Consider the following 25634-nt stretch of genomic DNA (forward strand, 5'->3'; position numbering starts at 1 on the left):
CCCTTTATTTTTTATTTACCAACTTTTAAAATGGCTAAGAACGCTTCTTGAGGCACTTCAACGTTACCAAGTTGCTTCATTCGCTTTTTACCATCTTTTTGTTTTTGAAGTAATTTTTTCTTACGACTCACGTCACCGCCGTAACACTTCGCGATTACGTTTTTACGAAGCTGTTTCACGGTTGTGCGCGCGATTACATGCTGACCAATTGCTGCTTGAATCGCAATATCAAACATTTGACGTGGTATAAGCTCTTTTAGCGCATCAGCAAGCTGACGACCACGAGACTGCGCGCTATCGCGGTGTACAATAATAGCAAGAGCATCAACACGCTCGCTATTGATGAGTATATCTACGCGAACCATGTCTGAGGTTTGGAAGTGCTTAAAGTTATAATCAAGCGACGCAAAACCACGACTGGTTGATTTTAGCTTATCAAAGAAGTCCATTACCACTTCAGCCATTGGCAGTTCATACGTTACTGCAACTTGCTTACCATGGTAGCTCATTTTAGTTTGCATACCGCGTTTATCAACACATAAAGTGATTACGCTACCTAAGTACTCTTGCGGTACTAAAATATTAGCTTCTACTACTGGCTCACGTATTTCTAAAATATCGTTTACAGCTGGTAGGTCAGACGGGTTATCTATTTGTGTAGTGCCCTCTTTAGTCACTACCTCATAAATAACCGTTGGTGCTGTGGTGATTAAATCAATGTCGTATTCACGCTCTAAACGCTCTTGAATAATTTCCATGTGCAGCATACCTAAGAAGCCACAACGGAAACCAAACCCTAACGCGGTTGAGTTTTCTGGTTCAAAGAATAACGACGCATCGTTTAAGCTTAGTTTGTTAAGTGCATCGCGGAATGACTCGTAATCATCCGACGCAATTGGGAACATACCCGCATAAACTTGTGGTTTAATTTTTTGAAAACCTGGTAAGCGCTCTGGTGCCGCATTTTTTTGATGAGTAATGGTATCGCCCACCGGTGCACCGTGTATTTCTTTAATACCGGCAATAACAAACCCTACTTCACCTGTACGTAAAATACCGGTGTTAGTTTGTTTAGGCGTAAAAATCCCCACATGATCTGCGGTATGTACGTTCTCGTTTGACATGATTTTAATTTTGTCGCCCGCGCGAAGTTCGCCATGTTTGATACGCACTAGCGATACAACGCCTTGGTACGGGTCAAACCAAGAATCGATAATTAGCGCTTGTAATGGCTCGTCTTTTTCACCAACGGGTGGCGGTACATCTTTAACGATCATTTCAAGTACTTCGGCAATACCTACACCTGTTTTAGCACTACATTGCACGGCATCAAGGGCATCAATACCAATGATGTCTTCAATTTCTTCGGCTACACGTAATGGGTCAGCTTGCGGTAAATCAATTTTATTTAGAACCGGTATAACTTCTAAGTCCATTTCGATGGCGGTATAACAGTTAGCCAATGTTTGTGCCTCAACACCTTGGCCAGCATCAACAACCAATAATGCGCCTTCACACGCAGCTAGTGAGCGTGATACTTCATAAGTAAAGTCAACATGACCAGGAGTGTCGATAAAGTTGAGCTGGTAGGTTTCACCATCGTTTGCCTTGTAGTTTAACGTTACACTTTGCGCCTTGATGGTAATGCCACGTTCACGTTCAATATCCATTGAATCCAGAACCTGCTTCTGCATTTCACGGTCGGTTAAACCACCACAAACTTGGATCAAACGGTCAGAAAGGGTCGATTTACCATGGTCAATGTGGGCGATGATCGAAAAATTACGGATATGCTTCATAAACTGGATTCTAAACTTCTATTTTAAAGGACTAAGGTCGCATGCCTAAATAACTTGAAAATACTTGCTGTGCATTTTCAAGTTACTGTGGCATAAAAACGCAATTTTACATTTAATTGGCGTCAATCACCATCTATTTGAGTTAAAGGAAGGCTAATTGGATGAATTTTTATCACTTTAATCTCATGTCTAAGTGATTTCACCCATGTTTTAGCAATTAAGAAGCCGGTGATGCCACCTAATATCGCAGCTAAAATTTGCCAGCCTTCGGCTAATTGTATTAATTCACTAGCCAATAAGGCGAATATTAAACTTAAAAATAAGGGCAGCATGTAAACGGCAAAGGCATGTTTTACAACATGGCTATCATCCAGTGACAAGGTCACTTTTTGCCCCACCTCTAATTGCGTTTCAAATTTGTAGGGCAAGGTTTTTTTGGCAGTACCAAATAACTTACTAAACACTTGAGAGCCACAACGTCCATTACAGCCTTCACATGCCTGTTTTTGTTGGGCTTCTAAATGCGCAACGTGGCCACTAAGGGCCACGACGGTTAACGTTTGTTCTATCATCTATAATGCCCGTGAAACAGACTCAGCAATCGCTTTGGCGCTCATGGTTGGTATATTCCCCACCACAGACACATCAAAATTTCCGCCGTTGTGCACATAAATAGTGGTGGCTCCTGAGGTCAGAGCTCCGCTTAAGCGCTTACCTGGTAGTGGCCGTTGTATAAATACTGAGACCTCAACAAATCCATCAGAGAATAAATAGTAATCTGTTAATTCATTGTTTAAGTCGAGCTTATGTCTATCGGACTTGAGTAATTCAAACCCTTCAGGTAGCCATCCAATAGTCCAATTCATAGCATTTGCTTTGCTTTGTTCATCAATTGAATTAGCGGGTAATGGTGTTGGAAAATTACGATTAAGTACTTCCAATAATAAGCTTGCCGGTTGCTCAGTTACGCTAATGTGGGTAAGTTGTAATTGCTCTAGCGCTTCGCCTTGGTGATTCACATAGGCGGCTTTCAACAATAAAGACGACTCAGTATCAATCCAAATCCAATAGTTATATTTGTCATCGTTTTTAGATTCAATTCGAACCAGCTGAGCAGGACGCCCCGCAATACGGCCTTTACCACCAAGCACAAAATCATAATGCGCACTTAAGCGGTTAATATCTTTAAATAAGACTTCTGGGATGGGGCCTGCAATCGAGTCAGTTGTTAACGAGTAAGGTTCTGATTGTGGCTCAAAGTAGGTAACTTGATCGTCAATGCGGATCATTTCAAGGCCTGCACCATTAAGCAAACTTAAATGCTCTAGCTCTATATCACCTTGTTTAGCATGCACCCAGCGGTAGGGCTCCATACTTTTACCCTTAACAACAACAAAAGAGGCGTCGAAATTACGAGTGTGAACTGCACTGGCCATTTCAAGCAGTAAATCTTTAGCAGGGTTTGTGTCATTGGCAAAAGTATTAAAACTCAGCACCAATGACATAATAAAAGTAATTACTTTCATCTAATTAGTTTTTTTCCTCTGGGGATGTTTCATCTGTTTTAGCTGTTTTTAACGAATGAGCCACTCGCGCTTGACGTTGATGTTCAAGTACTAATGCGCCAATGCGTTGCTGCTGAAGCTCTCGTAAACCTTGCTCTGCGTTATCAAGTGCAGGTGCTGATGAGTAGCTTACAGGCGACGCCATGCCGGTTAACGGCGTGGTTTGCAATAAAGGAATTTCGTTTTGCACAACATCTTCACCTTGCGGTAAGGTGTTCACGCCAACGATAGTAAACATTGCTACGCTCGCAGCAATTGCTAGTTGGGCAACCGGTTTACGCCAATTAAACGCCACTACTTTATTATCTGTTTCGGTATTAGAAGCGGTAGCCACATTGTGAGACTGGCTAAAGTCTGCATAAACGGGCTCGCTCTCAAGTGCTAACGAAATGCGTTCGCTAATATCAAAGTCCATATTATTGTTATTTTCTTTAGCTCGCATTGCATCACCAATTAACGCGTAACGGCCAAACGTAGCTACATCATCCGATGCAATAGTTGCATCCTTTAATGTTTGTTCACCGTCAAGTAATGCTGATAACGATTCGTTATCTAAGCGGTTAACGTGTGCTTTTGTCATACTAAGACTCGCCTATCAATGGGTTTAATTTATTATCAATTGCTTCACGGGCACGAAAAATACGCGAACGTACCGTCCCGACTGGGCAATCCATAACCACGGCTATTTCTTCATAGCTCATACCCTCAATTTCTCTAAGAGTAATCGCGGTTTTAAGATCTTCAGGCAAACTATCAATCGTATTAAAAATAACAGCGCGGACTTCTTCGCTTAATAGTAAATTTTCAGGTGACGCGTTAGAACGCATTGAATCTGCACCTTCATAAAACTCGGCATCGTCAGCATCTATATCATTTGCTGGCGGTTTACGCCCTTGAGCCACTAAATAATTTTTAGCACAATTAACGGCGATACGGTAAAGCCAAGTATAAAAAGCACTATCACCACGAAAGTTTGGAAGGGCACGATACGCTTTAATAAACGCTTCTTGTGCTACATCAGCAATGTCACCTTGATTTGATACATAACGAGAGATCAAACCGGCTATTTTGTTCTGATACTTCTTAACTAATAGGTTAAAGGCGTTTTTATCTCCCTGCTGGACCCTTTTCACTAACGCTAAATCTAATTCCTGCTCGCTCATTCGAGCCGGTACTCCTCTGATTGATTCTTGCTTATTATTCATAGTGTCGCCATTGTTCACACCTACTCTGACCCCTAGATGAATAAAAAGTTCTGACTCATATTGTTTTTTTATAAAATAGCTACAAATTACGCGTTTATACGCTAAAACCACTTAGTAGTAGTTCAACAAATATGGTACAACTGTAAGTATTAAAAATAAATATTGCTCTATCTGAGCATTGTAACCGCAAAGTACCTCACAGATGAACCAAAATAAACATCACATTACCGATGTCGCTATTATTGGTAGCGGCGCAGCAGGCTTATCACTTGCTTTATCTTTGGCTAATTACTGTAACGTTACCGTGATCAGTAAAGGTGAATTAACCGAAGGTTCTACTCTTTACGCCCAAGGCGGAATTGCCGCTGTTTTTGATAAAAAAAATGACAGTATAGAGTCTCACGTTGAAGATACCTTAGATGCAGGTGGCGGTTTGTGTGACAGAGAAGCTGTTCATTACACTGCCAGTAATGCACATGACTGCCTACAATGGTTGATTGACCAAGGCGTGCCTTTTGATATGGAATTTGATAGTAAAGGTAAAGAGCGCTTTCATTTAACCCGCGAAGGGGGTCATAGCCATCGACGCATTTTGCATGCCGCCGATGCTACTGGCAAAGCAGTGCAAACAACGCTGATTAGCCAAGTTCAAGCGCACAGTAATATCACCTTGTTAGAGCATTATAATGCGATTGATTTAATTACAGATAAAAATATCGGTAAAACGGGGTCACATGTTCACGGTATGCATGTGTGGAATAAAAAGGCCAAAAAAGTAGAAACCATTGGCGCAAAATTTGTTGCCTTAGCAACCGGTGGCGCAAGTAAAGTGTACCTTTACACCTCTAACCCTGATGTTTCTAGCGGTGATGGCATAGCAATGGCATGGCGTGCAGGGTGTCGCGTTGCTAATATGGAATTTAATCAATTTCATCCAACCAGTCTTTACCACCCGGAATTACAAAACTTTTTAATTACCGAAGCAATGCGTGGTGAAGGGGCCTATTTAAAACGCCCTGATGGCACTCGCTTTATGAAAGAGTTTGATGAACGAGAAGAACTCGCTCCGCGCGATATTGTAGCGCGAGCTATCGACTTTGAAATGAAACGCCTTGGCGCAAATTGCTTATATTTAGATATTAGCCATAAAGACAAAGATTTTATTATTGAACACTTCCCTACTATTTACGCTAAATGCTTGAGCGTAGGGCTTGATATAACCAAAGAAGCAATCCCTGTCGTTCCTGCGGCACATTACACCTGTGGTGGCGTAATGACCGACTTTAACGGCAAAACGGATTTAGCAAATTTATACGCTGTGGGTGAAGTGGCTTATACCGGCTTACATGGTGCTAACCGCATGGCAAGTAACTCATTATTAGAGTGCATTGTATTTGCCCATGCAGCAGCAAAAGACATTTTAAGTAAAATAGAGACCGCACCCGCGCTGGTAGATTTACCTAGTTGGGATGAAAGCCGTGTATCTAATTCAGATGAAGAAATCGTGATCACCCATAACTGGCATGAGCTACGATTATTTATGTGGGATTATGTTGGGATTGTACGTTCAACTAAACGCCTTGAACGTGCGCTGCATCGTGTTGAACTGCTACAACAGGAAATACACGATTATTACGCAAACTTTAGAGTAAGCAATAACTTACTTGAGTTACGTAACTTAGTACAAGTTGCCGAGCTTATAATTAGAAGTGCTATGGAACGTAAAGAAAGTCGTGGACTACACTTTACTATTGATTATCCAGAGCAAAATGAGAACCCAACGCCCACTATTTTGACTCCTCTACGTAATTAATTGCTTCAAGCGTTGCCCGTTTCAAGCGCGCATAGCTTTGCTTATCAACACTATTGGCTGAGATAATCAGCCAATAGTTTTTACTAAAGCCATTAATATACAGCCACACACTCTGACCAAGTAACCGGCTTTGGTTACTAATGAGCCCTTGAATTTGCCTGCCTGATCCTTCAAAACGAAATTGATTCGGCTCTAAGAGTATAATGCCTTGCTGTGGTTGAGCAGCCACGATTTTTCGCCAAACAATAATGCCAGCAAGTGTATTAAGTGCAATACAAAAAAGAGTTGCCACCACCGAGTTCATAAATAGGCACAACACTAAAGTCAGCACACAAAAAAAGACCACAATCGGTTTGTGGTCTGTTTTATTATCTGTAACGGTAAATCTATACACGAACTCGGTCTAAAATTAGCTGAACCATGCTGTTTAGCTCTGCGTCTTTACATTCTTCATGGCCCATAAACCAAGCGAATAAATCTGGGTCTTCTTGGGTTAATAGACGCTGAAAAATCGCTTGCTGTTTAGCATCTAACGAGTCATAAGCTTCTTCAACAAACGGCATAAACAAAACATCTAGCTCTAACATGCCACGGCGACAAGCCCAACGGATACGTGCTTTACTATGTATTTCAACCATTTTAAACCTCATATTTAATTAACTCGAGTTTACCAAATACGCGTTAATTTAACAGCACTAAGTTATAAAAACATCGTCTGTTAGTCGCTGTACCATACGCTTTAACTACGTTATTATGTGGCCTCATTTGTTATTGCAAAGAAGGTGTTTATGTCTCAGGTTTATGCATGTCCTTTATCACATCAGGTTATTAGCCTCTCAGGCGCAGATAAATTATCGTACCTACACGGACAAATCACTCAAGATCTAAATAAACTTAACAACGATAACTTTTTGTGGGCAGGTCACTGTAGTGCAAAAGGTAAGTTATGGGGTGTATTTAAGTTATTTTCTTATCAACAAAGTTACTTTTTAACAGGCTCAAGTGCAGAAGTAGAACGCTCTCTTGCTGAATTAAAAAAATATGCTGTATTTGCAAAAGTTGAAATTAATAAAGCCTCAGAGCGATTAATTGGTTTACTTGGTGATGACCTAACAGGCTTACTCACACAACTCGACATTCACTTTAGCGATAACGCCACGGCTTGTGATTTCGCTCACGGTAAAGCTCTTAAGCTTGGATCAAACCGCATTTTACTGATGGTTAATAGCCAATTTTGCCTACCTGACGATGTGTCGACCCTCGATGACGATGCGCTATGGCAGCAAGCATCTATACTTGCTGGTGAACCGCAATTAAGTGTTGATGCGATTGATGAATACGTACCGCAAATGGTTAACCTGCAAGCCATTAACGGCATTAGTTTTAAAAAGGGTTGCTACACAGGCCAAGAAACCGTTGCACGTATGAAGTATCTGGGCAAAAACAAACGTGCCATGTATATCGTCTCTGGGCAAAGCGAAGGACAACTTGATGAGCCTGATATTGAAACCCAATTAGGTGAAAACTGGCGCCGCGCAGGTAAACTTATTGCGCAAAGCTATAATGAACAAACACAGACTTTAACTGGTTTGGTCGTGTTGCCAAACGATACTGATATCGATCAGACTCTTCGTGCAAAACACACCCCTTCGGTAGAGCTAAACATTCTGCCTCTACCTTACTCTCTTGAAGATGAATAATAGGAATGACTATGATCGTTGCAGCAAATAAAGTGGTAAAAATGCATTACTCTGTTTTAGATAATGACGGCAATACCATTGATAACTCATTTGGCGGTGAGCCATTAATTTTTATCGTTGGTACAGGCTACCTGATCTCAGGGCTTGAAAACGCGCTGCAAGGCAAGCAAGCTGGCGATACACTAAGCGTAAAAGTGGAGCCTGAAGAAGGTTACGGTGAGCGTCATGATCACTTAATGCAAGCCGTACCAAAATCAATGTTTGAAGGTATGGAAATTGAAGTGGGCATGCAATTTCGTGCAACCACCGATGACGGCGACCAATCAGTAATGATCATCGATATTCAAGACGAAGAAGTGATTGTTGATGGTAATAACCCACTTGCCGGTATTACACTTAACTTTGATGTAGAAATTTTAGAAGTACGCGATGCAACAGCCGAAGAGCTTGAGCATGGCCACGTACATGGCGAAGGCGGCTGTGGCCACGAGCACTAAAACCCGCTTAGTAAAATTGCTATAAGTTTATAAAAAAAGCGCCTAAGGCGCTTTTTTTATAGCATATTATTTTGTGTTCGTAATTTGGCTTGAGGCTCTGCAGCTGGCATTTCAACAGGGGTTATTTTATCTTCAAGCGCAGCAACTAATCCTGCTTGGTCATTCGTACCTAAGCGATACTGGCTACCATCTTTAAGCGTTAATTGCACCGCACTAAAGCCTGATACCGTATAAATCCAACCATCGTGTGTAATGCGAATACCAATACCATGGCGGTATGAGTTTTGTACTGCTTTTACATCGACAATATCTTCTAATGCTAACTTTTGGCCAGCAACACCTGGGCCAAACGCCCAGCTAATATGAGTTTCGTCAACTTTAATGGTTAAACCGTGGAACAAAAAGCCCACCAGCACTAAAATACCAGCAAATACGATTAACGGGGCATCGGCACCAATTAAATTCCATGCAAGCGCAACAAAACCGCTGATCCACGCTAATACTACAAATATAAATACCGCATACTGCTTATGCTGATACATAACACTCTCTATTAAAAAGTTAAAAAATTAAAAACTGTACACTAAGGTTGCACTGAGCTCTGAATCGTATTTAAGCTTATCTTCTTCAGGCTTAGAATTATAACGATACATATAAGCAAACTTAAGCGATACCGCGCCAACCACTTGGCTAATTAAGGCCGTTTCTGACTTTAACCGAGAGTTAAGCCCAGACAAAGACTGTTCTATACTGATATCTTGATTAAATCGGGTACGCTTAGATACTAACCTCTCCCACTGCATTGCAATACGAAGTAAATAACCCATTTTGTCTTTATCGTCTTCAAGTGCTGTTGACTCATCATCAGCAACTGAGCGATATAAACCTGGGCCAATATCTATATCTACTTTATTTTTAACCCCTTGATAAACACGTGCACCATAACCGGTTGCTATCGTACTTTTAAAATCAAGACCGCTAAATTGATCTTCCTCATAATCCCCGTAAATAAAGAACGACGAGTTTTTAACCCCTACTTTATAGTTACCTTGTGCAGAGAAAAACACCCGATTAGCGGTCACATCCGACTCGCCCGTTTCTTCGTTTTCATCACGTTTGTACAAGGAGTCTATTTTGAATTGATTTCGCCAGTTTTCAAAATCTTGATAAAGATTCCCTTTAAGCTTAAAACTGGTGGAATTAGTGTTACCTTTACTTAAAATAAAACCAAATTCGGTATCGCCGTACAACACTTCGCCTTTGTGTAACTCATGAATTTCTTCATCTGAGAGTTCCCCATATTGATGAAAATCTTCAAAGGGATCAACGGCCCAGCTAAAGCAGCTAAATAATAAAAGCAGTAATACAAAGAAGCATCGCAAAATACGTTCTCTTGCAAATGGCAATAACAAAAAAGCAGAGAGGTGGTTATTCACTTTCTTTCCACAAAATATGACAAAAAGGCGCGTCTTTATCACGGCTAATTAGAATTTTCGCAAATAATACGTCTTCGTTATCAAACTCAAGGCCCACTAATACTTGAATAAAATGCTCAGGTTCAATTTCTAGGGCAACAAAGTCTTGCCACTGTTCATCGGGCTCATCTTCTTCAATAAAGCCTAGTTCTTCACGGTGTAGGTTAAATTCTTCAACATCTTTGTCGCTTAAATTATTGGGAGCCAGCTCTAAAAAAATATCATAAGCTTGATGAGTTGCTTCTTCTACCGTAAATAAACGTGGACCTGACATGAATGGTTAACCTCTGAGCTTTTAAGTGGCAATCATAATATCAAAAGTTGCTAGGGTTTTGATAAAAAAACACGTTAATTACTGACTTTTTTATTTATTCCTAATACTTATAGATATTATTAAATTGGTTAGCACACGGGTCTGTTGACCTTGGAAGATTAAATAGCCATCAAAGATAGCTAGCCCCACGTGTATTAAAAATTCAGTTTGTTTTTATTCACCTTCACCCACTTTACTTAACATCAATAAAAACATAAGCTCAAACAACAGGTCAGAGGAGTGAACAATGATTAAATTAGAAAAAAAACAGGGTATCGCTACCGTCACATTACATCGTGTAGAAAAACAAAATGCCTTAAGCTTTACTATGTTTGTTGAGCTTAACAAAGTGATTAAAAATATAAAAAAAGACGCCAGTATTCGTGCGGTTGTATTAACCGGTGAGGGCGAACACTTTTGTGCAGGGCTCGATATTAACGCGGTCATGGTCTCGCCATTCAATATCATAAAGCTCCTATTCAAATGGCTTCCTGGTAATCAAAACCTAGCGCAAAAAGTCGTACTGGGCTGGCAGTCATTGAGTGTGCCTGTAATTGCTAAAATTAACGGAAACTGTCTTGGTGGTGGCCTGCAAATAGCGCTTGGAGCTGATTACCGAATTGTTCATCACGATGCCAAACTCGCCATTATGGAAGCGCGCTGGGGGTTATGCCCCGACATGGGCGCTAATGTTATGCTTGCAGGCTTAGTTAAACGCGACCAAGCACTTTGGCTAGCAAGTCATGCTGACCCCATTAGTGCTCAACATGCTTTTGAACTCGGTTTAGTAACAAAAACAACCGACGATACCGATAAAGCAACTAAAGAAATGCTTGATACATTACAAGCACGTTCACCTGATACATTAGCAGCAATAAAACGTGTAACTCAACAAAGCTATAAAGCCCCTGCTCGAAAAATACTCGCCAAAGAAACATGGAGTCAAATTCGCTTATTAATCAACCCTAATACTAAAAAAGCCATAGCTAAAGCAAAAGGTAAAACTGATATTGAGTTTGCAAACGCCAAACGCTGGTAATACTAAGGCACAATGCACAAAACAGCGTTATTTGTTAAAGTGATAATCCTCTATTTTATTGAGTCATCGCCATGAAATACTTTTTAAGTAGCGCTATCATTTTGCTTTGCTTGGCAGCGGGCAAACTTATTATGCACTTTATTGATGCCAGTTTTCCTGCGCCACTGTTAGCAATGGTTATTTTACTGGTTTTACTTTTATCAGGTATTGTTAAAGAGCAGCATCTTACCCCGTGTGCCACACCTATTTTAAATGTAATGCCTATTTTCTTTATTCCTGCAGGCGTTGGTTTTATTGAACACTTAGCACTTATAAAAACCCATTGGCCTTTCTTAACTGCCGTTATTTTATTAGTCCCCTTAAGTAGTTTAATTTTAGTGGCAAGCCTAGTGAGTTACTTTAAAGGCAGAACTAATAATGACTGATTTCAGTAGCGCCATTTTTAGCCTTGGCTGGTTAACTATTCCATTTATTATTATCCTTTTTATTGCACTAAGGGCAGTTAATCTTAAAATCAATCAGAGTATTTTAAAATCATTAACCAACCCCGTTTTTTTAAGCATCGGCATTATTGCCTTACTACTCGTTAACCTTAAATTACCCTATTCACAGTTTGCATCGCATAGTCGGTTGTTAACGTGGTTATTAGAGCCGGCCATAGTCGCTTTGGCCTTGCCGCTATATCAGCAATTTATGCACGTACGTAAAAACTTTTTACTTATTTTAGTCACCTGCAGTATTGGTATTATTAACGCCACACTGGTGGCTTTTGTATTAAGCGTTTTATTTGCTGTCCCCTCGCAACTGAGCGCCTCAGTTGCCGCACTAAGCGTTACTACACCTATTGCATTACTTGTCACCGACTCACTTGGCGGGATCAGCTCGCTAGCCGCTGCCATGGTTATTTTTATTGGTTTACTCGGCGCTTTATTTGGCATTTTATTACTAAAACTAATTAAAATATTTAACTTTGAGGCACAAGGAATCGCAATCGGTACCGCGTGCCATGCTATAGGCACCGCGGCTGCAATTGCCGAGCATCCAAAAATAGGGGCGTTTTCATCAGTAGCCATGGCATTGAGTGCGTTATTAACTGCTGTAATTGTGCCAATAATATATCCAATTTTAGTTAACACTTTGTTATGATAAGCAGATAAAACACTATCGCTAAAATAGAGTCGACATGATCAGTTCTGAAATTCAGCAATTTGAAAAGTACTACGCCCTACTTACTGAATATTTAGTTACCTACAGTATGCAAATTGTCGGCGCTATTTTTATTCTATTGGTTGGTCTGTGGGTAGCGAAAAAGCTCGCTGCAGGTGTTGCCAATTTGATGACGCGACATAACGTCGATATCACCTTGACCAACTTTGTTAGTAATGTCGTTAAAGTATTACTGATCATTATGGTGATCATAATTGCGCTTGGTAAAATTGGCATTAGTGTTACCCCGTTTGTTGCTGCAATAGGTGCCGCTTCTTTAGGTGCTGGCTTAGCATTACAAGGCATGCTTTCTAATTATGGCGCCGGGCTTGCAATTATTGCCACGCGGCCATTTGTGGTGGGCGATACCATAGAAATAAAAGGCGTTAGCGGCCAAGTAAAACTCATTGAGCTGGGTCACACCGTATTAATTAATGAAGAAAAAGTAGAAATAACCATTCCCAACAAACATATTGTTGGCGAAATTCTGCATAACTCATTTAGCTACTCCTTAGTAAAAGGTGAAATAGACATAGCCTACAGCGCCTGCAGTGATACCGCGATCAGCCTTATTGAAAACGCATTAGCTAATCACGAACTGGTTGCTAAACAACCCAATGCACAAGTTGGCATAGAACGCTTTGCTGATAGCGGCGTTACTATTAGCTATAGATACTGGGTTCCTACCACTAAAATTATTGAAACTAAGCTCGCTATTAACGCCAGCGTGTATAAAGCAATTAACAATGCCAATATAGAAATTCCGTTTCCACAGCGAATTGTTACACTTAATAAAAATAACTAGCACTACAAATATAACTAAAGCAAAAAGCTAAATGCACTTATAACTATAAAAATGAGCCAATTATGCATCAACCGCCCTTTTATTTAGGTGAATGGCAAATAACGCCTGCCAGTAACACCATTCAACGCGCTGAAGAACAAAAACAGCTAGAACCCAAAGCCATGGATGTGTTGCTGTACTTGTGTCAAAACCAAGCAGAGATTGTGAGTAGCGACGCGTTATTAACCCACTGCTGGGCAAACACAGAAACCGGCGATAACCCTCTGCATAAAACTATCACTCAGTTACGAAAAGCTCTGGGTGATAAGGCAAGCGCGCCGCAATACATAGAAACCATACGTAAACGTGGTTATAGAGTTATTGCAACGGTTGAGTTTCCATTAGCTGATGACCTCCCCAACCAAGTTAACACATGGCAAGGCGGCTCTCCTTTTTTAGGTTTGAGTGCATATAATCCAACCGATACCCACTTATTTTTTGGTCGTAATCACGCCATCAGCAGGTTATTAGAGAGCGTATCAAACCAAGTAACATTGCAGCGCGCATTTTGTTTAATCCTTGGCCCTAGTGGCTCGGGTAAATCATCATTAGTTAATGCGGGTATATTGCCAAAACTACTCGACGAGCGAGGCTATAACGGCATTAGAGTAATGTCGTACACCCAACTCGACTTTGCAGATGTAGCTCAAAATAGGCTGTATTTAGATCTCGCCTCAGCCATGCTAGATTGGGATATTAACGACATTCCAGTATTTACAGGGTTAAGCGCACAAACGCTGGCGCAGCAACTAGAACATGACATAAATAATGTTATTAGTTGCTTAAAAAATACAATTGCAAATACTCAAACAGCAGCAAAAACGCCGCAATTGTTTTTGTTTATAGACCGCTTAGAAGTGCTACTTTCCTCACCGCTATTTAGTAACGACACCCGAAGTCATTTTTTATCTGTTATTGAGCGTTTAGCGACCTCTAAAGCGGTGATTGTATTTAGTGCCTGTCGTAACGATTTTTACCCTTTAGTGGTTGAGCAGCCAAGCCTTATGGCCGGCAAAGCTCATGGCGCGCATTACGATTTAACCCCACCAAATCGCCATGAACTACAACAAATTATTCGTTTGCCAGCGTTAACCGCTAATTTAACGTTTTCGCAAGACCCAAACACTAAAACCCCGCTGGATGAAATACTTTGCGCCGATACCGCCAATAATCCAGATGCACTGCCCATGCTACAATATACACTGCAAGAGCTGTATTTACAGCGCAGTGATAATAATGAGTTATTGCACAGTGTTTATGAAAAACTCGGCGGTATTGAGGGTGCCATTGGTAAAAAAGCCGAAGAGGTATTTATAGGGCTTTCTCAAGCGCAACAACAGCAACTAAAAAGCGTGTTATCGCAATTAGTAACGCTAAACCCAGATGGTAAAACCATTACGAGCCGCGCAGCCCGCTTGCAAGCATTAACCAACACCAGCCAAAAAGAGCTGGTTCAAGCCATGGTCGATAGCCGCTTATTTGTATCGCATTTACAAAACCAAGAAGCCTACTTTAGCCTTGCTCACGAGGCATTATTACGCCAATGGCCACGTGCTAAACAGTGGATTAATGACCATAAAGATGCCCTTGCTATAAAAAGCCGCTTACACCACCACACTCAACAATGGCTTAATGAGCACAAAAGTAACGCCTATCTGTTAGCGCCGGGTAAACCATTGCAAGAGGCCGTTACCTTATTAAACGACAACATATTTAAACTAGACGATGACGAACGCGCGCTTATAACCAGCTCTCTTAAACACAGTAAAACAAAAACAACTATAAAACGCGGCACCGTCGCTCTGCTTTGTTTACTTACCTGTGTTGCCCTATTTATGAGTGTTACCAGCTTTCAAGCGCAGCAACTTGCACAGCAAAAACGCCAAGAGGCCGAAAGCTTACTAGGGTTTATGGTAGGTGATTTTGCCGATAAATTACGCAGCGTAAAGCGTATGGACTTACTTGATGGCATTAGTAATAAAGCACTTGAGTATTTTACCAATCAAGTAGAGGAGCCAAGCTCGCTATTTAACTTTAGCAGTCAACAAGCCGAGTTTAAAAGTCGCTTTCAGTACGCACAAACCCTAGAAGCCATGGGGGAAGTGGCCTATTCTCGCGGTAAAACCATTGAGGCCTTCACTGCCTTTGAAAACGCCCGCATTCGCCTTGAAGCATTATTAAAAACCCAGCCAAACAACTTAGAGTTACTAACGCTTGCCGGTGCCAATGCCTTTTGGCTCGGCCAGCTTCATTATGATAAAAGTGATTACGCCGCTGCTGAACCGCTCTTAAAAAAATATCATACTTATAGCGAAACCATGTATTCATTAGCACCGAATGATTTCAACTCGATTATGGAATTATCCTATTCACATAATTCGCTAGGGTCTTTGTATTTAAAGCAATTTAACTACACTGCCGCGAAACAGCGCTTTACAGAGTCGCTCGCCCTTAAAAATGAAGCGCTTAATTTAATTCCAAACGATAAAAACTTATTAATTGATAGAGCTGATACTCTTAGCTGGATTGCTAGCACAGAAGTACACTTAGGTAACTACAGAAATGCGCTAAATTCTTATGAACAAGCAGAAAAAGTTTTAAATACTTTAACCTCATTATATCCTAATGATGCAAACTTATTAGAGATGCTGGCCTATACGCACTCCCATCAAGCCAATCTACTAAGTTACCTGCCAGATAAACAGCCAGCTTTTTTGCATACAATAAAAGCATTAGAGGCTGAAAAAAAGCATTAAAACAGGATCCAAAAAATAAGAAATTCCAAGAAAAATATTTTCAGTTTTTAACTAACCAAACCTTAATTTACGCTGAGCTCGCTAATGTTTCTTTAATTGAAAGCATTATAAACTTCTTACATACATCAGAGAAAAATCGTAATATCACGGGTATCTATGTCAATTTGATTCGCTACTTTGTCAAAGTCAAACAATCGACCTTGGCAGAGAAGTTCATGGATGAGTTAAACAGATATACAACTTCACTAGGAATTGAAGAAAACTCAGGCATTAATAATAGCATTCATATAGCCAGCATATATTTGGCGCAAGCAAAATTAGCAGCATCAAAAGAGAATAATGAGAAGCGAAAATTATTTTGCCACAAGGCTCTAAAATCAATCTTAAATATAGCTAAAAAAACAAATGATATTGATATTCTTTTTCCCCTATTACAGGCATATAGTTGCTTAGATCGCTTGTCTGAAGCTCCCGAAAAAATAAAGATACTTAAAGAATTTGGTATCAATAATTTCGACTTATAAACTAAAAATATATTCAGTAGTATCCTACTACTTATTAAAAAAGAGATGTAAACAATGACTACAGTAGATAACAATCAACTTATAAAATTTAGTGTTAACGTAACAATTAATGAGAACGACGAGGCTGTATTCAAATACACAGAAAATGGTCATGAGGTATCAGGTGGTGGAGAGGTAACAGTTCCAAACACTCATGGTGTCTATACTTTAGATGAAGAAACGCTTAAGCGTGGTTTTTATTTTGTTGGCGCAGAGCTGAGTGGGCCAATAGTAGAAGATTTTAGTTTTAAAATAATCAACGGTGGTCAATCTATAGTGGTTGTTGATTCAAATAAAAATGCAGGTGATTTATGCTTGCAGTTTATTGTTGCAATCCCAACAATCCAAAAATACATTAGCGCAGATCCACAAATTAGAAATGAACCTCGTTAATATTTAGAACTCAAAACGCTCATTTAGCTGTGAACTAAATGAGCGTCTTTTATTTAGAAAGTTCAAACATACATAACTTTAAAAGTTGTTCATATTATTACTAATTAGTTTTAAATGTTGTATAACCAACAACAAATTTAAATGAATATTTTAATTAATAATAAATTTTAACACACTAACTGCTATTTAAACCGCAAATAAAACCAAACCACAAACACAAACACAAACACAAAAAAGACATTAAGAATCAAACAATTAAATTCAGAAGATTACCGAAAGGTTTAATTGCACTTTTTTAAGTAAATTTGTAGACATCAAAAACGTCTGTACCATGCTAAGGCTAAAACGTGTCGAAACAAATTAACAATAAAGAGACTGCCGCAACTAATAACGATAAAGCATTGCCCTTCGATAGCGCTTTATCATCCCCTTTTTCGCATACTCAATTTGATGCATTAATTGAATTATTTAATGGCACCGCCGAAGGTATTTTTGTACTGAATGAACAGGGGGGTTTGAGTTTGCCAACCCAAAGGCAGCACAGCTATTAGGTTACTCTCAGCAATCTCTGATAGGCGAAAATTTACTGTCGTTTTTACACGGTGCAGACCTTGATAAATATAAACAAACCTTGTTAAACTGGATTGGTATTAAGGACACTCCCCTTAGCATTGGCCCAAATGAAGTTACTATAAACAAAGCCAATGGCGATGTGATTGAAGCAGACTTATCAATATCAAGCATGCCAAAAAGTCTCGCATCGGCGCAAAAGTTGTACGTTTGTATACTTCACGATCTTAGTACTCATAAAGCCATGTATAACCGTTTAAAAATACAGGCCTCAACCGATCATTTAACTGGGCTTGCTAACCGTTTAGCTTTAGATGAGTCGTTAAAAAAATACTGGCAAGAGAGTATTCAAAGCCAACAACCTTTAACCAGTATATTAATTGATGTTGACCACTTTAAAAAATTCAACGATACCTATGGGCATATTAAAGGCGATAAATGCTTACAGAAAATAGCAAAAATGCTATTGCAGTGCATTCCATCTAGAGAGTGTTTAGCTGCTAGGTATGGCGGTGAAGAGTTTGCCATTATTTTACCCCGTTGCGATATAAAAACCGCCACGGTTGTAGCCAACCATATACAACAACAAATTGCACAAATGAGCTTTACAGACATAGGATTGCCGCCAGAGGTTAAAATTACGGTAAGCCAAGGAATTGCCAGTGAAAATAATAACCAGTACCGCACCTACGAGGCGCTGTTATATGCCGCAGACACGGCTTTATACCGAGCAAAAACGGAAGGTAGAAATAAAATAAGTACGATTGTTTAAAGCTTAAATTAAAGGCCTTTTCATGACGCTATATCTATATTAAACGCCACTTCATGGAGGTGGCGTTTAGTTAAATAACAGCCAATTAAATTAAAGTAACAATAAACTGCCTAACCCTAAAAAGGTCACAAAGCCGACAATATCAGTCACTGTGGTTAAAATCACTGAGCCCGACAACGCAGGGTCAATTTTCATTTTATCTAAAATAGACGGGATCACTACGCCTGCCAACGACGCAGCCACTAAATTAAGCAGTATTGCCACGGTAATGGTTATACTAAGCATAATATCGTTAAACCATAGATACGTTAGCAAACCAATCACTAAAGCCCATACCAAGCCATTTACCGCCCCTACACGCAGCTCTTTTTTAAGTAGAGCGTTACGGTTGGAGTCGGTAACCTGACCAAGCGCAAGACCGCGCACTATAACTGTTAAGGTTTGACTACCGGCAATTCCGCCCATTGACGCCACTACAGGCATTAATACCGCAAGTGCCACCACTTGTTCTATGGTGGCGCCAAATAAGCCTATAAACCATGATGCTAAAAATGCGGTTGCTAAGTTGATACCTAACCAAATACCACGGTTTTTAGCACTTTTGCGAACACTGGCAAATAGGTCTTCGTCTTCACGTAAACCACCCGCTTTTGCTGTGGCTTCGTCAGCAATTTCTTGACGTAACTCGTAAGCCGATGCAATGGTTAAACGCCCTATTAGTTTGTTTTCGGCATTAACCACGGGCATGGCCATTTGCTCGCTGTGAATAACCACCTCGGCGGCTTCATATAAATCGTGGTCTGCGTGCAATGAGGTAAAGTCATGATTAGTTAAGGTGACTAAGCTTTGATTATCATGCGCTTTTATTAGGTCGTTAACTGCCACTTCACCAATTAAGCTGCCTTTGCGGCTCACTAAATAAATCACTTCGCTGTACTGCGGTAACCCTTTATGTAGCAGCTTTTTAGCGCCACCCGCAGTGAGCTTGTCTGACACCTTTAAAAAGTCAAAACCAATCCAGTGACCTAGTTGCTCAGGCGTATATTGTTGCGCCAGTTCGTATTGTTTAGTTTGCGCTTCATCAAGCTGCTTTTTTGCATAATCAGTAAAGCGCTGCGGGATCACCTCTTCTAATTCAAGCAGCTCTTCAACGTTAACTTCGTCTAATAATTTAAAACCGTCACTGTCATCTAGGGTTTGCAGTAACCATAAACAGCTATCTTCACTTAAGTTAACGAAAATTTCGTGTTGTGTGTCTTCATCTAATAAGTGCCAAATTTCAAGGCGCTGCTCTTTAGGAATAGCTTCAAACAATAAAGATAAGTGTTCGGTTGATAAGGTTTGTTGAGCATCTATAAGTAATTTGTTTTTACGCTCTGTGGTATCACACTGCAATAAGTCGTTTATGAGTTGTGGTAACTGATCAACCGGATACTCTATCATTTTAAAACCCTAAAATAGTCTTTCACTATAAATTTACTGTAATAAGTAAGCACTTATTAATAAGAATAGCTAATAGTGTACATTAGACACGAACAAAAATATTAAAAAATCTCTGTGCCGTTAGATATTTATAGCTGCTATCACCCACTCAACGCTAACCAATAAAAAAGCCGTAACAAATAATGTTACGGCTTAGTGTAGTTAGTATTTTAAATCGCGCTATATTTTAAATTGTCCTACTAGGTCACCCAAGTTTTCACCTCGCCCTGCTAGGTGCTGACTTACTGAAGAGGTGGTTTTACTCGACTGTGTTAACTCATTAACTATTTCTTGAATAGCATACACGTTACGGTTAATTTCTTCTGTTACACTGCTTTGCTCTGTTGCTGCTGTAGCAATTTGCGTACTCATATCATTAATGGTGGTCACGGACGTGGTTACCGCACCTAAGCTTTCTGATATAGCGCGTGAAGACTCAACTGAACGATTACAGCTTTGTTGACTCGCATGCATAGCATCAACTGCTGCCGTCACTAAATTATGTAACTCGCTTAGCATTTCGTTAATTTCTAATGTGCTGTCTTGGGTTCTACTCGCTAAGCTTCTAACTTCATCAGCCACTACCGCAAACCCACGACCTTGCTCACCTGCGCGTGCCGCTTCAATTGCCGCATTTAATGCCAATAAGTTTGTTTGTTCAGCAATACCACCAATTACACTCAATACACTGTTAATTTTTTTAGATTGCTCACTTAACGAGTTAACCTGCTCTGCGGCTTGATTAATTTCACCCATTAAGTTTGATACTTCACTGAGTGAAATATCCACACAATCTTGCGCGTTGGCCACTTCTTTTGTTGCTGCCTGCGTTGACACTGCAACTTGTGTGGTATTTTGCGCAACTTCATGGGATGTTGCCGACATTTCGGTAATCGCCGTTGCCACTAAATCGGTTTCATGGTTATGCTTTAATAGTTTGTCTTCTATCAGTAATGTTTGTGTATTAATATCTGAAGAGGCTGTTTTAACATCACTTGTTACATCAACCACACCGGCAATGATGCTGTGTAGCTTGCTCACAAATACGTTGAAAGATTCACCTAACTGACCAATTTCATCATGGGTATCTATTTCTAAGCGTCGAGTTAAATCTCCCTCCCCTTTGGCAATATCATCTAAGCTTTGCACCATACGTTTAATTGGTTTTAGCATATTGTTAGAAGCGTACAACGCACCTGCTGCAGCTAACCCAAGAAGCAGTAGTGATATTAAAACCAAAGTGGTCATTTTTTCGCTTAAATGGCGCTCCATGGTTGCTTGATACTTTACCAGTTCGGCTTCAATATCATCCATATATGTGCCGGTGCCTATCATCCAATTAGTACCTGGGATCATGGCGGCATAACCAATTTTTTCGACTAAGCCGGTGGTGTTGGGCTTTTGAAAATGATAAGTAAACGAGCCACCGCCTTTACGCGCTTGCTCAAGTAAGCCAACCACTATTTTTTTACCGTTTGGGTCGGTCATGCCTATCTTATTTTGCCCTTCTATCGCATCACCCAATAAGGCATGAAAAACACTAATACCATTGGTATCATAAATAAAGTAGTAACCATCTTCACCAAAGGTTAAATCTCGCAACGCATCTTTAGCGTCTTGCTCATTTCCTTGTGCTAATTGGTATTGCACTACTTTAGAGCCGATTTCTATTTCTGTTCTTAGCAAGGTTTGTTTATCAGCAATTAATTTAGTTTTAAACTCATTAAAGTTTTGCTGTTGATTTTGCATCTCTAAGTAATAAGAACCTGCCATAAAACTGATTAGTAATACAATCAATGGTAAAACAGCCAACAGTAGCAATTTGTTTTTTAAGCTTAAATTACCCATTATTTCTCCAATTAACATTATTCGCCATTAAGCTTTTACTTTTCGGTAGCTTAACAACTATGTTTCCATTGTTTATATTACTGACAACAACGCCATAATTGTATACAAATTAAGCACAAATGGCGTTATTTCGCAATTTAATATACTCGTATGTTAGTAAAACACATTAAAAGCCACTTTATAATTAGACAATGGTATACAGCTAGTAATAAACAACTGATTTATCTCATTATTACAAACCCTACTAGTACACATTTTATTAAATTTACTTAAAGCTAAATTAACCTGAATAACGCTATTTTAGCTTTAATATAAATTAAACATTGGGTATCAAACAAAGGTCTTGCTTTCTGAGTTAAAACGCAAATAATGAAGCAACTAACCACTGGGTAAGAATGAGGAAAATGAGTTATATACTAACCACCCAATGCGCAGACGGTATAGGCTTAATCGCCAAAATTACCGGACTGTGTAATGAGCATAATTTAAATATTATTCGTAATAACGAATTTGTTGATAAAGATGCACAGCGCTTTTTTATGCGCACAGAGCTTACTGGCGAACCACATGCTGAGTTTTTGTCACAACTGCGCGGCGTATTACCAGCTGGCGCAAAAGTGGCACTGCACGGTGAAGAAAAAACCAAAGTGGTACTATTAGCCACAAAAGAAGCTCATTGTTTGGGCGGCATGTTACTTAAGCAATTTGAGCAAGCCTTAAACATTGAGATACTCGCCGTTATCGCCAACTACCCTACTCTAGAGCCTCTAGTGAAAGGGTTTGATGTTCCTTTTCATGTGGTTTCTCATGAAGGACTTACGCGCAGTCAGCACGACGAAAAAGTCGGTGACTTAATTGCCAGCTATAACCCTGACATTATTGGCCTAGCTAAATACATGCGTATTTTAAGCCCTGAATTTGTGGGTCGTTTTGAGGGTAAAATCATTAATATTCATCACTCATTTTTACCTGCTTTTATTGGTGCAAAGCCGTATCATCAGGCGTTTGAACGTGGTGTGAAAATTATTGGTGCCACAGCTCACTTTGTTAATAATGAGCTAGACGAAGGCCCTATTATTTTACAAGACGTGTCGAGTGTGACCCATGCGAATACAGCTGAGATGATGGCTAAAATGGGTAAAGATGTAGAGAAAACGGTGTTTTGTAAAGCACTGCAACTGGCATCAGAACATAAGCTGTTTATTAATGGCAATAAAACCGTGGTGTTTTCATAATTAGTTTTATATCAAAATTAAAAATGCCAGCAACTAAGCTGGCATTTTTTATAAGTAAATATTAAACCTTACTTAATTAGGGTGTGTAATACGTTGGTGCCCCAGGGCCTACTGGCATACCTAAAACAAATACCCATAAATAAAACAATACCACCCAGCCAACAAAGAAGATTAAGCTGTATGGCAGCATAGTGGCTACCAAAGTACCTATTCCCATGTCTTTTTTGTATTTAGTGGCAACCGCGAGAATTAAACCAAAGTAACTCATCATCGGGGTAATTAAGTTAGTTACTGAATCACCAATACGATAAGCCGCTTGAATTGTCTCGGGTGCATAACCTATAAGCATTAGCATAGGAACAAAAATAGGCGCTGTTACTGCCCACTGCGCTGACGATGAGCCTAACGTTAAGTTAACCAAAGCACACATTAAAATAAACAGTACAAATACTTCCGGCCCAGTTAAGCTAAGTGCCTGTAGTAATGCGGCACCATTAATCGCTAAAATTGTGCCTAAGTTAGTCCATTTAAAAAATGCCACAAACTGCGCAGCAAAAAACACCAATACAATGTACATGCCCATAGAGCTCATACTTTTGCTCATGGCATTGATCACGTCTTTATCATTTTTCATGGTGCCAACCACGCTACCATACACAAAACCCGGAATACCAAAGGTGACAAAAATAAAAACAACAATCCCTTTTAAAAACGGCGAGTGAGCAACGAGACCTGTTTCAGGGTTACGTAAAATACCGTCTGCTGGAACAATCGTCCAAGCGAGTAACAACGAAACAACAAGTAATGAAACTCCAGCCCATTTTAAACCTGATTTTTCTTTGTCAGTTAAACCGGCAATATTATTTTGAGCTAAATCTTCGGTGGCTTCATCTGGGTTATATTTACCTAAACGTGGCTCAACAATTTTCTCAGTAACGAGTGTGCCTAAAACAGCAATTAGCAACACCGAAATCATCATAAAATACCAGTTTGCTTCAGCGCCTACTTGGTAAGTTGGGTCAATCATTTGTGCTGCAGGCGTCGTAATACCCGCTAATAACGGATCGATAGTACCCAGTAATAAATTAGCGCTATAGCCACCCGATACACCAGCAAACGCGGCAGCAAGACCTGCAAGTGGATGACGACCTAAACTATGAAATATCATTGCCGCTAGGGGGATCAATACTACATAACCCAGCTCAGATGCTGTGTTTGATAAAATAGCAGCGAAAACCACCATGAAGGTTACTAAACGTTTAGATGCCCCCATAACCATGCCACGCATTGCTGCAGACAATAATCCTGAATGCTCTGCAACACTCACACCTAATAGCGCTACTAGCACCGTACCCAGTGGCGCAAAGCTGGTAAAGTTGGTCACCAAGCCCGTTACAATACGCTGTAAGCCCTCAGCACTGAGTAGGCTAACCACTTCAATTACACCATCGGGATCGCGCCCGGCAGAGCCCTCAGGGCGAGGATCGATAGCACTTAGTCCAAACCAATCGGCAACGCCACTAAATAAAATAATGGCAATACAAAACATCGCGAATAAGGTAATTGGATGAGGAAGCATGTTCCCTAAAAATTCTACCGTGGCTAAAAATCGATTAAACCAACCGCCCTTTGCGACCTGATTTTCATCTTGGGATGTGTGTGGTGAGTCTATTGAGTCTGACATACCATGCTCTCTTAATTACAAAATGCCCGTAACCTAGCATTATTTTCTGAGCAGGTCATGTAATAAAGATGAATGACTTGTTATGTCATGGTAATAACTGAGGGGTTTGTTGTGATGGGATTGCAAAAAAGAGGCTCTCGCCTCTAATTTAGTCTGCTTGGGCTTGCTCTATCGGTTCTAGTTGTAGTTTTGCAGCAATTAAAACAGCTTGAGTGCGGTTATAAACACCGAGTTTTCTAAATATGGCAGTAATGTGTGCTTTGACTGTGGCTTCTGAAATGTGGAGTTCGTAGGCTATTTGTTTATTCAGTAAACCTTCGTGCAAGTATTGTAATACGCGATATTGCTGTGGAGTAAGTGATGCCACTTGTGCAGCAATTTCTCTATCTGCGCTTTCGATTTCAGCCACTTTACTTTTTAGTTCAGTTGGCAGCCAAGTATCGCCTTCGAGTATTTGGTTAATCGCGTTGGCAATATCATCAGATGAAGATGATTTAGGAATAAACCCCATAGCGCCATAACCCATAACTTTCGAAACAATATTTACATCTTCACTACCCGAAACCACCGCAATAGGTAAACTTGGGTAATCTTCACGTATACGGATCAAGCCGTATAAGTCACCGTTACCTGGCATGTGTAAATCTAGTAGTAATATATCAAGGTCTTCTTGTTCGCTTAACACCTGCAGTGTGCTGTCAAAATCTGCTGATTCAAATACTTCTAAACCCGCAAACTTTGCACTCAAAGCGCCTTTTAGTGCTTCACGAAATAACGGATGATCGTCCGCTATTAAAAACTGACTCATTGTTCACTCCCAAAAATTCGGCCGCTATCCAATAGACAACAGCCGATATACTACGTTTAGAATCAAC

At 40.1% G+C, this 25634-nt stretch carries 25 protein-coding genes and 1 pseudogene; 12 read left to right on the forward strand and 14 right to left on the reverse strand.

Translation table 11 applies throughout. The features are described from left to right. Nucleotides 1-11: 11 nt before the first annotated feature. The 5 genes from lepA to rpoE form a co-directional block, all read right to left on the reverse strand. Nucleotides 12-1799 carry a translation elongation factor 4 gene (gene lepA, locus AC0L7Q_RS11995; RefSeq protein ID WP_138608157.1) on the reverse strand — a complete coding sequence of 596 codons (1788 nt, stop codon included), beginning with the start codon at nt 1797-1799 and terminating at the stop codon, nt 12-14. Nucleotides 1800-1921: 122 nt separating this feature from the next. Beyond that, nucleotides 1922-2371, reverse strand: a complete 450-nt coding sequence (locus tag AC0L7Q_RS12000; RefSeq protein WP_138608159.1) for a SoxR reducing system RseC family protein — start codon at nt 2369-2371, stop codon at nt 1922-1924. Next, complete coding sequence (locus tag AC0L7Q_RS12005; protein ID WP_138608161.1) at nt 2372-3325, reverse strand: MucB/RseB C-terminal domain-containing protein; 954 nt, start codon at nt 3323-3325, stop codon at nt 2372-2374. Between the two features lie 4 nt (nt 3326-3329). Next, on the reverse strand, nt 3330-3944 hold the full coding sequence (locus AC0L7Q_RS12010; protein WP_413400660.1) for a sigma-E factor negative regulatory protein: 615 nt from the start codon (nt 3942-3944) through the stop codon (nt 3330-3332). Nucleotide 3945: 1 nt separating this feature from the next. Next, entirely contained in the window at nt 3946-4527 is a 582-nt protein-coding gene (gene rpoE, locus AC0L7Q_RS12015) for an RNA polymerase sigma factor RpoE (protein WP_010387792.1), read from the reverse strand. A 244-nt stretch (nt 4528-4771) separates the two neighbouring features. Between rpoE and nadB the strand changes: the two genes are divergently transcribed. Further along, nucleotides 4772-6382, forward strand: a complete 1611-nt coding sequence (nadB, locus tag AC0L7Q_RS12020; RefSeq protein ID WP_055013219.1) for an L-aspartate oxidase — start codon at nt 4772-4774, stop codon at nt 6380-6382. Here nadB and AC0L7Q_RS12025 read toward each other — a convergent pair. Both AC0L7Q_RS12025 and AC0L7Q_RS12030 read right to left on the reverse strand, forming a co-directional pair. Continuing rightward, entirely contained in the window at nt 6357-6713 is a 357-nt protein-coding gene (locus tag AC0L7Q_RS12025) for a hypothetical protein (RefSeq protein ID WP_178956868.1), read from the reverse strand. The genes nadB and AC0L7Q_RS12025 overlap by 26 nt on opposite strands. Before the next feature lie 55 nt (nt 6714-6768). Then, the gene (locus AC0L7Q_RS12030; RefSeq protein ID WP_010387788.1) at nt 6769-7020 is read right to left on the reverse strand and encodes an FAD assembly factor SdhE; all 252 of its coding nucleotides are present in this window, start codon (nt 7018-7020) and stop codon (nt 6769-6771) included. 150 nt (nt 7021-7170) lie between these two features. On the opposite strand from AC0L7Q_RS12030, the gene ygfZ reads away from it, so the two are divergent. Together ygfZ and AC0L7Q_RS12040 are read left to right on the forward strand one after the other, a co-directional pair. Continuing rightward, the gene (gene ygfZ, locus AC0L7Q_RS12035; protein ID WP_138609338.1) at nt 7171-8082 is read left to right on the forward strand and encodes a CAF17-like 4Fe-4S cluster assembly/insertion protein YgfZ; all 912 of its coding nucleotides are present in this window, start codon (nt 7171-7173) and stop codon (nt 8080-8082) included. 11 nt (nt 8083-8093) lie between these two features. Then, nucleotides 8094-8579, forward strand: a complete 486-nt coding sequence (locus AC0L7Q_RS12040; RefSeq protein ID WP_008111743.1) for an FKBP-type peptidyl-prolyl cis-trans isomerase — start codon at nt 8094-8096, stop codon at nt 8577-8579. Nucleotides 8580-8635: 56 nt separating this feature from the next. Here AC0L7Q_RS12040 and AC0L7Q_RS12045 read toward each other — a convergent pair whose 3' ends face one another. From AC0L7Q_RS12045 to AC0L7Q_RS12055, 3 genes are read right to left on the reverse strand one after another with little or no spacing between them, the layout of a single operon-like run. Further along, nucleotides 8636-9121 carry a hypothetical protein gene (locus AC0L7Q_RS12045; RefSeq protein WP_413400661.1) on the reverse strand — a complete coding sequence of 162 codons (486 nt, stop codon included), beginning with the start codon at nt 9119-9121 and terminating at the stop codon, nt 8636-8638. Nucleotides 9122-9148: 27 nt separating this feature from the next. Then, a complete protein-coding gene (locus AC0L7Q_RS12050) occupies nt 9149-9961 on the reverse strand; it encodes a DUF481 domain-containing protein (RefSeq protein ID WP_413402873.1) in 813 nt (270 codons plus the stop codon). Nucleotides 9962-10007: 46 nt separating this feature from the next. Further along, nucleotides 10008-10328, reverse strand: a complete 321-nt coding sequence (locus AC0L7Q_RS12055) for an HI1450 family dsDNA-mimic protein (RefSeq protein WP_013465646.1) — start codon at nt 10326-10328, stop codon at nt 10008-10010. Between the two features lie 286 nt (nt 10329-10614). Here AC0L7Q_RS12055 and AC0L7Q_RS12060 point away from each other — a divergent pair, with 286 nt between their 5' ends. From AC0L7Q_RS12060 to AC0L7Q_RS12095, 8 genes and pseudogenes are all read left to right on the forward strand, one after another. Then, nucleotides 10615-11406, forward strand: a complete 792-nt coding sequence (locus tag AC0L7Q_RS12060) for a crotonase/enoyl-CoA hydratase family protein (protein WP_413400662.1) — start codon at nt 10615-10617, stop codon at nt 11404-11406. Nucleotides 11407-11477: 71 nt separating this feature from the next. Further along, nucleotides 11478-11831 (forward strand): CidA/LrgA family protein, encoded by a 354-nt coding sequence (locus AC0L7Q_RS12065; protein ID WP_198523574.1) that lies wholly within the window; start codon nt 11478-11480, stop codon nt 11829-11831. After that, nucleotides 11824-12552, forward strand: a complete 729-nt coding sequence (locus AC0L7Q_RS12070; RefSeq protein ID WP_409423718.1) for an LrgB family protein — start codon at nt 11824-11826, stop codon at nt 12550-12552. The genes AC0L7Q_RS12065 and AC0L7Q_RS12070 overlap by 8 nt, the downstream gene beginning before the upstream one ends. 37 nt (nt 12553-12589) lie before the next feature. After that, nucleotides 12590-13417 (forward strand): mechanosensitive ion channel family protein, encoded by an 828-nt coding sequence (locus AC0L7Q_RS12075; protein ID WP_413400663.1) that lies wholly within the window; start codon nt 12590-12592, stop codon nt 13415-13417. Between the two features lie 62 nt (nt 13418-13479). Continuing rightward, nucleotides 13480-16736 (forward strand): annotated as a pseudogene (locus tag AC0L7Q_RS12080) (nSTAND1 domain-containing NTPase). A gap of 54 nt (nt 16737-16790) precedes the next feature. Beyond that, nucleotides 16791-17168 (forward strand): DP-EP family protein, encoded by a 378-nt coding sequence (locus AC0L7Q_RS12085; protein WP_409423720.1) that lies wholly within the window; start codon nt 16791-16793, stop codon nt 17166-17168. A 347-nt stretch (nt 17169-17515) separates the two neighbouring features. Next, a complete protein-coding gene (locus AC0L7Q_RS12090) occupies nt 17516-17719 on the forward strand; it encodes a hypothetical protein (protein WP_409423721.1) in 204 nt (67 codons plus the stop codon). Nucleotides 17720-17736: 17 nt separating this feature from the next. Continuing rightward, nucleotides 17737-18510, forward strand: coding sequence for a GGDEF domain-containing protein (locus AC0L7Q_RS12095; RefSeq protein WP_409425588.1), 774 nt, complete (start codon nt 17737-17739; stop codon nt 18508-18510). 90 nt (nt 18511-18600) lie between these two features. Here the strand turns inward: AC0L7Q_RS12095 and AC0L7Q_RS12100 are convergent, their stop codons facing one another. Next, on the reverse strand, nt 18601-19953 hold the full coding sequence (locus AC0L7Q_RS12100) for a magnesium transporter (protein ID WP_138609317.1): 1353 nt from the start codon (nt 19951-19953) through the stop codon (nt 18601-18603). A 219-nt stretch (nt 19954-20172) separates the two neighbouring features. After that, entirely contained in the window at nt 20173-21840 is a 1668-nt protein-coding gene (locus AC0L7Q_RS12105) for a methyl-accepting chemotaxis protein (protein ID WP_413400666.1), read from the reverse strand. A 404-nt stretch (nt 21841-22244) separates the two neighbouring features. Here AC0L7Q_RS12105 and purU point away from each other — a divergent pair, with 404 nt between their 5' ends. Next, the gene (purU, locus tag AC0L7Q_RS12110; protein ID WP_413400667.1) at nt 22245-23075 is read left to right on the forward strand and encodes a formyltetrahydrofolate deformylase; all 831 of its coding nucleotides are present in this window, start codon (nt 22245-22247) and stop codon (nt 23073-23075) included. Between the two features lie 76 nt (nt 23076-23151). Here purU and AC0L7Q_RS12115 read toward each other — a convergent pair whose 3' ends face one another. Then, nucleotides 23152-24759 (reverse strand): AbgT family transporter, encoded by a 1608-nt coding sequence (locus AC0L7Q_RS12115; protein WP_413400668.1) that lies wholly within the window; start codon nt 24757-24759, stop codon nt 23152-23154. Nucleotides 24760-24907: 148 nt separating this feature from the next. Then, a complete protein-coding gene (locus AC0L7Q_RS12120) occupies nt 24908-25567 on the reverse strand; it encodes a response regulator transcription factor (RefSeq protein ID WP_198523581.1) in 660 nt (219 codons plus the stop codon). Nucleotides 25568-25634: the final 67 nt, after the last annotated feature.

The sequence above is a fragment of the Pseudoalteromonas sp. KJ63-1 genome, from assembly GCF_055808145.1.

Bases quoted from the DNA above. Each gene is read 5' to 3' on its own strand.
- AC0L7Q_RS12030 (WP_010387788.1), bottom strand. From the start codon at position 7,020: ATGGTTGAAATACATAGTAAAGCACGTATCCGTTGGGCTTGTCGCCGT.
- AC0L7Q_RS12045 (WP_413400661.1), bottom strand. From the start codon at position 9,121: ATGTATCAGCATAAGCAGTATGCGGTATTTATATTTGTAGTATTAGCG.
- AC0L7Q_RS12105 (WP_413400666.1), bottom strand. From the start codon at position 21,840: ATGGGTAATTTAAGCTTAAAAAACAAATTGCTACTGTTGGCTGTTTTA.
- AC0L7Q_RS12010 (WP_413400660.1), bottom strand. From the start codon at position 3,944: ATGACAAAAGCACACGTTAACCGCTTAGATAACGAATCGTTATCAGCA.
- AC0L7Q_RS12040 (WP_008111743.1), top strand. From the start codon at position 8,094: ATGATCGTTGCAGCAAATAAAGTGGTAAAAATGCATTACTCTGTTTTA.
- AC0L7Q_RS12075 (WP_413400663.1), top strand. From the start codon at position 12,590: ATGATCAGTTCTGAAATTCAGCAATTTGAAAAGTACTACGCCCTACTT.
- AC0L7Q_RS12085 (WP_409423720.1), top strand. From the start codon at position 16,791: ATGACTACAGTAGATAACAATCAACTTATAAAATTTAGTGTTAACGTA.
- lepA (WP_138608157.1), bottom strand. From the start codon at position 1,799: ATGAAGCATATCCGTAATTTTTCGATCATCGCCCACATTGACCATGGT.
- rpoE (WP_010387792.1), bottom strand. From the start codon at position 4,527: ATGAGCGAGCAGGAATTAGATTTAGCGTTAGTGAAAAGGGTCCAGCAG.
- nadB (WP_055013219.1), top strand. From the start codon at position 4,772: ATGAACCAAAATAAACATCACATTACCGATGTCGCTATTATTGGTAGC.
- AC0L7Q_RS12115 (WP_413400668.1), bottom strand. From the start codon at position 24,759: ATGTCAGACTCAATAGACTCACCACACACATCCCAAGATGAAAATCAG.
- AC0L7Q_RS12060 (WP_413400662.1), top strand. From the start codon at position 10,615: ATGATTAAATTAGAAAAAAAACAGGGTATCGCTACCGTCACATTACAT.
- ygfZ (WP_138609338.1), top strand. From the start codon at position 7,171: ATGTCTCAGGTTTATGCATGTCCTTTATCACATCAGGTTATTAGCCTC.
- AC0L7Q_RS12100 (WP_138609317.1), bottom strand. From the start codon at position 19,953: ATGATAGAGTATCCGGTTGATCAGTTACCACAACTCATAAACGACTTA.
- AC0L7Q_RS12120 (WP_198523581.1), bottom strand. From the start codon at position 25,567: ATGAGTCAGTTTTTAATAGCGGACGATCATCCGTTATTTCGTGAAGCA.
- AC0L7Q_RS12070 (WP_409423718.1), top strand. From the start codon at position 11,824: ATGACTGATTTCAGTAGCGCCATTTTTAGCCTTGGCTGGTTAACTATT.
- AC0L7Q_RS12000 (WP_138608159.1), bottom strand. From the start codon at position 2,371: ATGATAGAACAAACGTTAACCGTCGTGGCCCTTAGTGGCCACGTTGCG.
- AC0L7Q_RS12065 (WP_198523574.1), top strand. From the start codon at position 11,478: ATGAAATACTTTTTAAGTAGCGCTATCATTTTGCTTTGCTTGGCAGCG.
- purU (WP_413400667.1), top strand. From the start codon at position 22,245: ATGAGTTATATACTAACCACCCAATGCGCAGACGGTATAGGCTTAATC.
- AC0L7Q_RS12055 (WP_013465646.1), bottom strand. From the start codon at position 10,328: ATGTCAGGTCCACGTTTATTTACGGTAGAAGAAGCAACTCATCAAGCT.
- AC0L7Q_RS12005 (WP_138608161.1), bottom strand. From the start codon at position 3,325: ATGAAAGTAATTACTTTTATTATGTCATTGGTGCTGAGTTTTAATACT.